The organism is Mameliella sp. LZ-28, assembly GCF_012274245.1.
GTDB classification, from domain to species: domain Bacteria; phylum Pseudomonadota; class Alphaproteobacteria; order Rhodobacterales; family Rhodobacteraceae; genus Antarctobacter; species Antarctobacter albus.
Genome location: NZ_JAANYX010000035.1, coordinates 293,245 through 305,266 on the forward strand (window position 1 = coordinate 293,245; position 12,022 = coordinate 305,266).

Annotated in this window: 5 protein-coding genes; 3 read left to right on the plus strand and 2 right to left on the minus strand. The window is 66.1% G+C overall.

From position 1 onward, the window contains the following. Positions 1-6: 6 nt before the first annotated feature. On the minus strand, positions 7-1,491 hold the full coding sequence (locus tag G9Q80_RS23645) for a bromoperoxidase (protein WP_088715553.1): 1,485 nt from the start codon (positions 1,489-1,491) through the stop codon (positions 7-9). Positions 1,492-1,760: 269 nt separating this feature from the next. Here G9Q80_RS23645 and G9Q80_RS23650 point away from each other — a divergent pair, with 269 nt between their 5' ends. Further along, the gene (locus G9Q80_RS23650) at positions 1,761-3,794 is read left to right on the plus strand and encodes a S8/S53 family peptidase (RefSeq protein WP_088715552.1); all 2,034 of its coding nucleotides are present in this window, start codon (positions 1,761-1,763) and stop codon (positions 3,792-3,794) included. A gap of 7 nt (positions 3,795-3,801) precedes the next feature. Here G9Q80_RS23650 and G9Q80_RS23655 read toward each other — a convergent pair whose 3' ends face one another. Next, on the minus strand, positions 3,802-4,908 hold the full coding sequence (locus tag G9Q80_RS23655) for a phosphatase PAP2 family protein (protein WP_088715551.1): 1,107 nt from the start codon (positions 4,906-4,908) through the stop codon (positions 3,802-3,804). 153 nt (positions 4,909-5,061) lie between these two features. Here G9Q80_RS23655 and G9Q80_RS23665 point away from each other — a divergent pair, with 153 nt between their 5' ends. After that, complete coding sequence (locus G9Q80_RS23665; protein ID WP_088671207.1) at positions 5,062-6,672, plus strand: AfsR/SARP family transcriptional regulator; 1,611 nt, start codon at positions 5,062-5,064, stop codon at positions 6,670-6,672. Between the two features lie 308 nt (positions 6,673-6,980). Beyond that, positions 6,981-12,008 carry a Hint domain-containing protein gene (locus G9Q80_RS23670; protein WP_088715550.1) on the plus strand — a complete coding sequence of 1,676 codons (5,028 nt, stop codon included), beginning with the start codon at positions 6,981-6,983 and terminating at the stop codon, positions 12,006-12,008. Positions 12,009-12,022: the final 14 nt, after the last annotated feature.

Consider the following 12,022-nt stretch of genomic DNA (forward strand, 5'->3'; position numbering starts at 1 on the left):
GCGACCCTAGCTGACCGCCGTCAAATGTGCCGCCGGGTGGCCCGCCTCCTGCGGCCAGGCAATCGGCTCGCCATCGCGGCGCAATTCGGCATACCCTCGTCCGAACCGGCGCGGATGCGAAACCAGTTGCAGGCTTTGGCCGTCGAAATCGCGAAAGCCCATCTGTGCACTGCGGTTGTCCTGTTCCAAGCGATCGCGCAGCAGGTGCAGGGCAATGGCCTGCCCCAGGCGCAGATCCTGGATGTTCTCGGCCGGGAAATATCCGCCGGTGACGCACCGCATCAGCCCGATATTCGCCGCCAGACGGTCGGTCTGATCCTCCAGCGCCAGCACGGGGCCGCCCTGCCCCACTGCCTGCAACTGGGTCCGCCGCGACGTGTCGAAGACGGCCTTGACCAGCGTGGCCAGAACGCCCGCGACAACCGCATGGGCGCCCAGGTCGGAGGGTGTCAAATGCTGACGCTCGGGGCCGGCCAAGGGCAGGAAGAGCGACGCCTCGAACCGCTGCGGCCCGCGCCGCGCGCGGTTCGCCCGGCTGACCCAGTGAACCAGGTTGGGGGCGGCACTCACCAGTTCCTCTGCCGCCGCACGATGGGCATCGCTTTCCGGGGCAGAGACGCCCTCTTCGCTGCCCAACCAGACGGTCATCCGCGCCGCCGTGACCGCCGGGCGCGGCATCCGGCCCTTTTCCGAGACCTGGGCACGGGCAAACCGGCTGGCAAGCGCCTCGCCCTCTGCCATCAGCGCAAAGAGGCGCGACCCGGTCCACGTGCCGGGCAGACCCGGTGCCATGTTCGTCCCCCGTGCCAACGCAACCAGCGTGGCGTTGTGAAAGGGACGCGCGGGCGGCGTTCGGTGCAGCGTCTCGGCGCGATCCCCCAGGCTGGGGTCCTGCTGCGAGCGCACCGCCGCCCAGGGCAGGCGCAGACCGGCCTGGCTGTGCTCGGCACACCAGCCGATCCATTCCGACATCGCCGCCTCTTCGGTCGGCCAGACACCGGCCTCGCGCTTGGGATGCGGCTCCATGTGGTCACTGTCCCAGAATGCCGAAAGAACCGGACCGCCACCGCGCAGGACAACACCGCCCCGCAAGAGTGTTTCCAGCGTCAGCTGGAAATCCGCGTTGCAGCGAAGGGCCCGGCGCTGGCTGGCCCCCATCTGGCCCGGTTGCACGTCCGGCGATCTGTCCGGTCCTGTCCCGGCAAGCGGCACGCGCGCATCGAACCAGCTGAGATTGCGCAACTCGCAGAGCAGTTCATGCATCGTGAACCGGGTGGCCCCGTCGATCCTGACGGCGCAATGCGGGTCCTGCAGCGCCTCGGCGCGTAGATCCTGAACCAGCCCCAGGGCAAAGAGCTCCGCCATGTCGGCGGCCAGCTCCGGCGCCGACAGGTCGGGCGGCACGGGCATCGCGATCCGGTCCCGAAGCGACCTGCCCCGACCGTCCCCGTCGATCACACCGAACCTTGTCGCGGTCCCGTTGCGTTTCATGGTCTTTCCCCCAGCCCGAAGCATACTGTTGCACGACTTGACCGTACGTTAACCCGACCATGCACATGCCCCCGTGAACGGATCGCAAATGCTGCGCAATTCGCGCGTGAAACACGCATGAAAACCCGCTGAAAACTCGCGACGTGCTTATCCGGTTGGCGTGAATTCTGCGCAAACCCGACAGGCACCGATCCCACTTCCTTGACCGGTGAGTGAAAAAGACCTTTGCTGACCCGGCGGATTTCGCGTGCAGGATCAGGGGGATCGACATGGGACACAGCTGGACGGATGCCAGAGAGCACACGTTTCGCGATGCCTGTCTTGACTGGTCACGCCTCATCGGGCTGCGCCGCGACATGCTGCCGCCGATGCGCCCGGACCGCGGGCCCGATTACGCGCCGCTTTTTGTGCATCTGCACTCGACCGATGACATGCAGGCCGCGCGCCGCCGTCTGCGCGATCTCGTCGGGCAGCAGGACTCGCCCCTGCGGATGGACGATACCGAACTTGCGGCGCTTGTTGCGCGTATCGACGATCCGCAGACGCACCCGAACCTGCCGGACAGCTACATGCTGTACCGGCGCATCGGCACGGCAGACAGCCTGCATGATGACCTGTTCGAGGTGATCGACTCGGGCTGTCCGGTTCAGATGGCGGACGATCCGATGCCGCCGGAACCCGCCGGGCCGGTGCCGCCCTCACCCAAACCCGGCGCGCCGATCGTCGCGATCATCGACGACGGCATCGGCTTTCTCAATGCGCGTTTCTGCCGGGGTACCGCCCCAAGGCGCACGCGGTTTCACGCCCTCTGGCTGCAGGCGCTGGAACAACAGGCCCGGACACCCAAAGGCACGCTGGCCGGGCGTATCCTGGACGCTGCGGAAATCGACGACCTGCTGGCGCGCGGCGACGAAAGCACAACCTACGCCGCGCTGAACGCCGCGATCTACCCCGACAGGACCCGCGACGAGACCGGGTTTGCCACCACCCACGGCACCCATGTCCTTGACCTGGCCGCCGGGGCCGATCCCGAGAATGCCGATGACCCGGCGCGCGACTGGCCCCTGTTGGGCGTTCAATTGCCCCCCGAAAGCATCGACGACACCTCTGGCACCTGGGTCGAAAGCTACCTGGTCATGGGTCTGCGCTGGATCCTGCGGCAGGCCGCCAGGGTGGACGCCACGGCGCCCGTCATCGTGAACGTCTCGCTGGGCGTGTTGGCAGGTCCCAAGGACGGCACGCAGTTCGTCGAACACCAGATGGCCCGCGAGGCACAAACCTGGGAAGAGGTCACCGGCCAGCCGGTTCGGCTGGTCTGGGCCTTTGGCAACAGCTATCGCAGCAGCCAGGTCGCGCGGCTCACCCCCACCGAGGTCCCCGCGCAACTTGACTGGCGTGTGCAGCCCGATGACGAAACCGCCAGTTTCATCGAGATCCATTGTCGGAACGGTGCGTCTGCCGACCTGCAGCTGGGGCTGACCGCCCCCGATGGCACGACCTCGGGTCTGGCCCAGCTGCAGCCGGGCGAGATCCGGTCGCTCGAACGGGAGGACGGCGCAGCGCTGGCCCGCATCTATCATGTGCCCGCGCGCAAACGCGACAAGCAGACCGAACAACAGGCATATTACGTTCTGGCCCTGGCCCCCACGCGCGGCCAGAAGGCCGGAGAGCCGGAGGCTCCCGCCGGGGCCTGGATCGTTTCGCTGCAAGGCTCGGGCGAGGTGCTTGTACAGGTCCAGCGTGACGATGCCATCCGCGGGTCGGAAGTGCGCGGACGGCAAAGCTACCTCGACCATCCCGCCGCGTACGATTGGGACGAAAGCCGCGCGGGCTATGTCGCCCCCGGCGCCGGTCCGATCAGCGATGAGGGGTGTCACAATGCCTATGTCGCGGCGGACTGCCGGCAGGTATTCAGCGTAGGCGCCGCACAGGCCTCGGCCTGGACAGCCTCGTCAGAGGTCGGGAACTATCGCCCCGCGCCCTACAGCGGCGAGGGCGCATCGTGGTCCCAGCCCGGACCCAGTGTCGCCGCCAGAATTGGCACCGGGCCGTTTTCGGCGGGTATCCGGGCATCCGGAACGCTGAGCGGCAGCACGCGGCGGCTGGCGGGGACCAGCGCCGCAGCGGGCCGCCTGACGCGCGCCCTGGCCCTGTCGTCGACCCGGATCGTCGCCAATGCCCAGAACCCGACGTCGACCCGGCTGGAGGACATCGATCCGGCCTACCTGGTGCCGACCGGCACGCGGGACTCGCGGCTGGGTGAGGCGGTAGTGGAATTGCCGGACGCCCTGCCCGCCAGCTAGACGCCGGTCACCACTCGTCCTTGGCCTCGTCCCACATCTTGGCCAGCCATCCGGGCACCAGCCCCGTCGGCAGGGACAAGGTGCCCGAGGCGATTTCCTGCCCGTTGTCCAATGCCTCGGCCATGCGCGCCAGGGTAAAGTCCCCGTCGTAGCCCGCGCCGTGGAACACGCGCGTCCGGGTCTGCGGCGTTCCCTCCAGCAGGTTGATCAGCGCCTCGGCCACGGTCACGCCCAACACCGCCCCGGCCATGCTGTCGGTGGGAAAATGCACGCCCGCGACGGTCCGGTTCATCGCGATCCGTTCGGCGTGGCGGTACAACTCACTGCCCGCCTTGATCTGCTCGACCGGATCGACCGGCGCGTTCAGGAACAGCCGAGACAGCAGCGTGGCGCAGGCAAAGGCCTCTGTCGCATGGCCCGAGGGCCACGAGCCATGCCCCGGCGTCTGGATCAGCGGCTGTACCTTGCGGGACATGGCGATGGGGCGGGCCACGTCGAGCCCGTGTTTGAAGGGCATCTCGATCACGGTGCAAAGCCGCAACATTGCCTGGTTCAACGCCAGCGTCCACTTGGTGGCGTCCGGCGCCATGTAACCGACGAGGCCGAAAAAGCTCTGGATATCGCCGGTCTGCATGATGATCTCGTTCAGGCGATCCCCGCGCAGGTCGGCGTAGGTCCGCAGGTAATGCAGCTGCTTGTCCGCGAGGAACGTGCTTGTCGGCGCTTCGAGCGTGACCAGCGGGTCATCCCCCAGCGCCACCGTGCCCGTCGCAGGCTTGCTCTTGGCCACGGGCTCCAGCGTGACCTTGAACAGCCCTTGCAGGCAGGCATCCATCACGGCACGCCGGGGTCCCGTCGCCATCGCGGTGAGCGCGTCCCAGCCGCTGCGGCCGTCCTGTTTCGGGACACGGTCCGCCGTGCCGTCCCAGTAGCCCACGGTTCCGTCCCGCGCCTGGCCCAGGGCGGCACTGGCAAAGGTGTTGTCCGGCCCCGCCTGCGAGTTTTCCGCCGCCTGGCTGTTCTGCGAATTCTGCGAGTTCTGGGAATTTTGCGAATTCTGACTGTTTTGGGAATTCTGCGAGTTCTGCGAATTGTAGAGACCGGAAACGGGCATGACATCCTCATGAAATTTTGGGCGAAGCTTTTGGCACTGCCTGCCACAGGTCAAAGCCTAACTGCCAATAGGGGCAATCGTTAACGGAAATTTCACGTCCGTTGCCGCGCTGTCACGGCGGTGCTAGATTTTCGCAAGTTGCGAGGAGAGCGCATGGCAGGGCCTGCATCCCAGAGGATCACCATCACCGTGCTCGGGCCTTTCCTGGTCCGGGATGCGGACGGCGCTGCGCTGCCCATCAAGGGGGCCAAGAACCAGGCGCTGCTGGCGATGCTGGCGCTCAGCCCAGATATGACCCGCCCGCGCCGCTGGCTGGAAGACAAACTGTGGTCGACCTTCGGCCCCGAACAGGCCAGCGCCAACCTGCGTCAGGCCCTGTCCAAGTTGCGCAATGCACTTGGCCCGGCGGCCGAGGTGATCCGGGCGGACAGGTCCTCGGTCACGCTGGACCGGCGCGCCGTCACCGTCGACCTGCACGAAGAGGTGGTGCCCGAGGATGACCGCGTCGAGCTGTTGCAGGGCATCGACGTGCGCGACCCCGAGTTCGAGGACTGGTTGCGCCAGGAACGGGCTGCGCTCTTGTCGAAACTGGCCTCGGCCAGCCCGACCGACAGCCGCGGTATCCTGATCAACTGCCGCGCCAGCACGGAGGCGCCGGGACGAGAGAGGATGCTGGGCGAGGTCCTGGCCAACCAGATCGGCGAGAACATCGCCGAGCAGGTCCGCGCATGGCGACAATCGGATTCGGACATGCCCCTGCACGAGGGCGCCCCGGTCAGTGACGTGTCCGTCAGCACCCAGTTGATGGAAAATGGCGACGGCGGACACGCGCTGTTCATCAAGGCCACGCATCAGCCAAGCGCGCGCATCCTCTATTCCAAGCTGCAACAACTGGATCGGCTCGAGGACATCCTGAGCGCGGAAATCGACGTCTCGCGCACCGTCTTCGAGGCCGCCGACCAGATCATCGGCAAGCTGCCGCATGTGCTGGAAAAGGACCGCCCCGAAACGCGGGCGACGGCACTGTCCCGCCTGGGGCTCTACCGGATGTTTTCCTTCGAGAAAGACGCCCTGCGCGAGGCCTACGGGCTGATGGACCAGGCCTTTCGCCGCGATGAAAACGGAATTTACCTGGCCTGGGCCAGCATGATCCGGCTGACCCAGATGATGGAATTGGCCGAAGACGACCAGGAGGGCCTCCTCGAAGAGGCCGTCGACCTGCATTACCGCGCGATGGAGCTGAGCCCGGACAACGTGCTGGTCCATGCGATCATCTCCAAGGTCCGCGGCACCGCACTGGGCGATACCGCCGGTGTGCTGGACCTTGCGCAGAACGCGGTCGAACGGAACCCGGCCAACGCCTTTGCCTGGAAATCCCTGTCCGAGGCGCTGATCCTGTCGGGCGACATGGAAGGCGGATTCACCGCCTCGGAACGGGCCTGTCGGATCGCGCGGACGTCCCCGTTCAAACACTATTGGGACACCGGCCACTGTATCGTGGCCATTGCCTGCAACCGCCCGCAGGAGGCGATCGAGGCCGGCGAGGCAGCGGTGCGCTCTGCCCCCTTGTCCCGGCCCGGCCACCGTCACCTGCTGGCGCTTTATGCGCTGGAGGGTCAGTTGGACAAGGCCCAGGCCGTGGCAGAGAAACTTGCCAAGATCGAGCCGGGGTTCTCGCTGGACAGGCTGGTGAACGACGACAGCTACCCGGTGCGCACGCTGCGCAACAAGGGCCTGCTGGAACCGATCCGCGCGCTGCTGTGACACGCGTCGATCACCCTCACAGCCGCCCCGGGCTATCGTCAAAAGCCTGACTGAGCGTTTTCCCGCCAGAGACAATCCCGACGGCTTGCAACGAATTCCCCCCTGCTCGCCGAACAATTGCGACCGGATCAAGGCCGAAAGGCGATCTTAACCCCACGCCGTCTATCAAACGGGGCATCAATTCCCTTGTTCCGGCCCACTCCGGCCACATTCCTGCGGTCTTTGATGTCAAGCGCTAAGCGCCGACAATTTTCCGCGGAACGGGGCCATTTGAAGGGACCCATTCGGTAAAGGCAAGGATCGCTGGCATGGCGACGTACATTGTTACGGCTTCGAACTGGAATTCACCCTTCTTCTGGGGCAACGTCTACCAGAGCAGTGCGGGCCACACGCTGGATTTCTCGAACCTGGGCTCGAACTACTCGGTGTCCTACAACGCCGGGGTCGGCGAACTGCAGATTTCCAACGGCTCGACCACCTATACCGTCGGCGACATCTGGCACAGCGGCTTTCCCGACGCGCGGCTGGGTGGCGGCACGCAGTTCGAAGCCTTCACCAACATGATCCTACCCGAGGGGTCGGATTCCTATGCCGGCAGCGACCGCGGCGAGAACATCGACCTTGGTGGCGGCACCGACACTGTCTTTTCGCTGGATGGCAACGACACGGTCAGCGGGATCGACGGCGATGATTTCGTCAACCTGGGTGACGGCGCGGACATCGCAAGTGCCACCGGCGGCAACAACACACTGATCGGCGGCGACGGCAATGACACGCTTGGCTCGGACACGGGATCGGACGTACTGCATGGCGGCACGGGCGACGACGTGATCGACGCCCTGGGCGGCGACAACACCATCGACGGCGGAACCGGTGCCGACAGCATCACCACCGGCGCCGGCGCAGACGTGATCACCGGCGGATCCGGCCAGGACACCATCAGCGCGGGCGATGGCGACGACGTTATCTATGGTGACGGCAGCGACGTGGGTGCCAGCGCGGGCACCCTGTCCTCTTTCGATTTCACCGCGATCAGCGAAACCGGCGACGCCGGCACCGGCGTCGTGGGCATGTATGCCGTCTACGACAACATCGGTGTCACGGATGAGGGCATCGTCGTTCAGGCCCGGTTGACGATTCTGGACGCGGACGATCCAAACATCCAAATCGAGTTCAACGACAACTCGGTCTACATCAACCGTGATGCCGCCGCCGAGGCAGGCACCGGCGTTACCCTGGGGTTCGAGTTCTATGACCAGGCCACCGGTGAGCCGATCAAGATCACCGGCACGTTCACCTTCCAGGACATCGACACCACCGCCGAAAGCGTGACCGCGCAGACGGCAGACGTGGAAAGCCTGGGCCTCTCCTCTGCCAGCACCAACCTGACCGCCACCGACGACGGCGAGGAACTGGGCGCGCAATCCGACAGCACCAGTTCCGACAACGTGGACCAAAGTCACTGGGCCCAGTTCAGCTATTCCGAACAACAGGAACTGGTCTTTGTCGTGACCTCTCGCGGCGCCGGGACAAACTATGCCTTCACGACCACGGGTTTCACCGACGCGCCGACCGTCGTTTCCGCCACCCCGGAAACACAGGATGACCTGATCGACGCCGGCGCGGGCGATGACCTGGTCTATGGCATGGCGGGCAAGGACACTCTGACCGGTGGCACTGGCCAGGACACGCTGCACGGCGGGGCCGATGCGGACTCGATCCATGGCGGCGCCGACGCCGACGTGATCGTCGTGACCGATGGGTTTGGTGCCGACGTGATCCGCGGTGGCGAGGCCGTCAGCACCGGCACCGATTTTGACACGCTGGATTTCTCGGACATGAGCGTCGGCATCGACGTGACCATGACCGGCGACGAAGCCGGCACCGCGACGGACGGCACCGATACGCTGAGCTTTGCCGAAATCGAACGCCTGACACTGACCGATCAGGATGACGATTTCTTTGCCCAGTATGGCCCGGCCAGCACGGGCATCACGGTCGATGGCGGCGCCGGGAACGACTCCATCGTTGGCACGCAGGCCGACGACGTGATCGACGGCGGCACCGACAATGACACGCTGCGCGGCGGCGATGGTGCAGACACGATTACGGGGGGCGCCGGCGACGACAGCCTCTATGGCAACGAAGGCGGCGACTCCATTTCCGGGGGCGCGGGCGGCGACTCGATCTATGGCGAGACCGGGGACGATTATGTGTCCGGCGGCGCGGGAGACGACACGGTCGAGGGCAACGAAGGCGACGACACACTTTATGGTGGCGACGGCAACGACTGGATGCGCGGCTCTTTCGGCAACGACGCGCTTTATGGCGGTGCCGGGGACGACTATCTCTGGGGCGGTTGGGGTGACGACACCTTTCACATCGAAAACGGGTTCGGCAACGACACCGTGGACGCCGAGGGCGTGGATGAAACCGACGGCGACGTGCTGGACCTGTCGGCCGTCACCGACGACCTGACCGTCGACCTGACCCATGTGAATCCCGAGATCGGCACCGTCACCGACGGGGCCGACACGCTGAACTTCAACGACATCGAAACCATCGTCCTGGGGGCAGGCAAGGATAGGCTGGTGCTTGGCAACAGCTCTGGCGAGGACATCGTGACGGGCTTTGCCGCGCCGACGGACCTGGGCGGCGGCGCCTACGCGGGCAATGACATGCTGGACGTGTCGGGGATGACCGATGCGGGTGGCGATCCAGTCAACGTGGCGGACGTGACCGTGACCGATACCATCGGCGACGGCTCCGGGGACGCGATCCTGCTCTTTCCCAACGGCGAAAAACTGATCCTCGTGGGCGTCAGCGCCTCGGCCGTCTCTTCCCCGGAACAACTGATCGCGATGGGCATTCCCCCCGTGCCCCCTGATTACGTCGTCTCAGGCGGCATCGGCGATGACCTGATCAACGGCGCCTATACCGGCGACCCGGAAGGCGACCGGATCGACAATGCCGACAACGCCACCGGGGACGATGACGACGTTGTCCTCGCGGGGGCTGGCGACGATACGATCGACGCGGGCGCCGGTGACGACACCGTCTACGGCGAGGCCGGAGATGATGAGATCTTCCTCGACGCCTCGCTGGACAACGACAGCATCATCGGCGGCGAAACCGGAGAGACCGAAGGCGACCGGATCAACTTCTCGGCCATTTCGGACGACATCACTGTCACCTTCACCGGCGAAGAGGCAGGCACGCTTACTGACGGCATCAGCACGACCCAGTTCGCCGAGATCGAACGTTTCCAGATGGGCACCGGCAACGACAGCGTGATCGGCTCGGACGGTGCCGAGCACATCATCGGCAACTACGGTGACGACACGATCCTGGCCGGCGGCGGCGACGACACCATCTTTTCCGGGTTCGACAATGACAGCGTGTCCGGCGGCGATGGCAACGACAGCCTGCTGACCTCGTCCGGCGCCGACACTGTCGACGGCGGGACGGGCGATGACACCATCGACGTCGGCGCCGGCGACGGTGAAATCGACGTGGTTGTGCTGTCGGACGGGTCGGGCGACGACGTCGTGTCCAGTTTCGAGACCCCGACCGACCTGGGCGGCGGCGCCTACGCGGGCAATGACCTGCTGGACGTCAGCGCGTTGACGGACCTGTCCGGGAACCCCGTCTCGACAGAGGACGTGACCGTGACCGACACCGTGGGCGACGGTTCGGGCCATGCGATCCTGACCTTCCCCAACGGCGAAAGCATCACGCTGGTCGGTGTTCCCGTCGCCGAGGTGCAAAGCCCCGAACAACTGGCCGCGATGGGCATCCCGCTGTTCACCGGCGACTTTATCGTCGAGGGTACTGCCCTGGGCGAAACCATCGACACCGGTTATTCGGGCGACCCCGACGGCGATTTCATCGACAATGGCGACGGCATCGGCGGCTCGCAGGACGACACCGTCCTTGCCTACGGCGGCGACGACATCGTGCAGGCGGGCCTGGGCGACGACAGTGTTCTGGGCGGCGCGGGCAAGGATACCCTGGACGGCGGCGCCGGGGCCGACACGCTGGAAGGCGGCGATGGCGCGGATGTCCTTTTGGGCGGCGCCGGCGACGATCTCTTGTCCGGTGGCGCCGACGAAGACCGGATAGTCCTGCAGGACGGCTTTGGCGCCGACACGATTTCCGGCGGAGAGACCGTCACCACAGGCAACGACGAGGATACGCTGGATGCCTCGGCCCTGCCCGGCGCGGTCACCGTGACCTATTCGGGCGACGAGGCCGGCACCATCAGCGATGGCACCGACAGCGCCGAATTCTCGGAAATCGAAGCGCTGTCCCTGGGCGGTGGCGACGATACCGTCGACGGAACCGCGGACAGCGCGGGGATAAGCATCTTTGCCGATAGCGGTGACGACAGCCTGATTGGCGGCAGCGGGAACGACACGCTGGATGGCGGCACCGGGGCCGACACCCTCATTGGCGGTGCGGGCGCCGACAGCCTGACCGGCGGCGATGGCGCCGACACGTTCACCCTTGGGTCGGGCGATTTCGCCTCCGGCGACGGTGGGGATGATGTCTTCAACGCCAGCGCGGATGACATGAACGGCGCCCATCTCACCGTGACCGGCGGCGAAAGCGGAGAGACCGCAGGCGACACGCTCAACATCACCGGCCCGGCCAAGATCACCATGACCGGTGCGGAATCCGGCAAGGTCGAATGGCTGGACGGGTCCACCCTGACCTTCTCAGAAATCGAGAACGTCAATTACACGCCCTGTTTCACGCCCGGCACCCTGATCAAGACCAACAAGGGCGAGGTCGACGTGGCCGACATTACCCCCGGTGTCCGTGTGTTGACCCGCGACAACGGCTACAAGCGCGTGCTTTGGGCAGGGGCCAAGACGATCGGCGCCGCAGACCTGGCGGCGACACCGGACCTGCGCCCGGTCCGGATCGAGGCAGGGGCGCTGGGACGAGGTGTGCCGGAACGCGACATGCTGGTGTCCCCGCAGCACCGGGTGGTGATGGCCGGCGCCGCGATCGAACTTCTGTTCGGCGAGGACGAGGTGCTGGTGGCCGCCAGCCACCTGGTCGGCCGCCCCGGTATCACGCGGGTCTGTCCGGTCGAGGGCGTGACCTATGTGCATTTCATGTTCGACGCGCATGAACTGGTCATGTCCGACGGCGCCTGGACCGAGAGCTTTCAGCCCGGCGACCTGTCGCTTGCCGGTCTGGACGCAGGGCCCCGCGCGGAACTGCTGGCACTGTTCCCGGAACTGTCGAATGCGCCCGGACGGGGCGCCTATACCGCCGCGCGGGCCGCGCTCAAGGCGGAACAGGCACGGCTGCTGCTCGCGGCGTGACTGTCCGGCGTCTC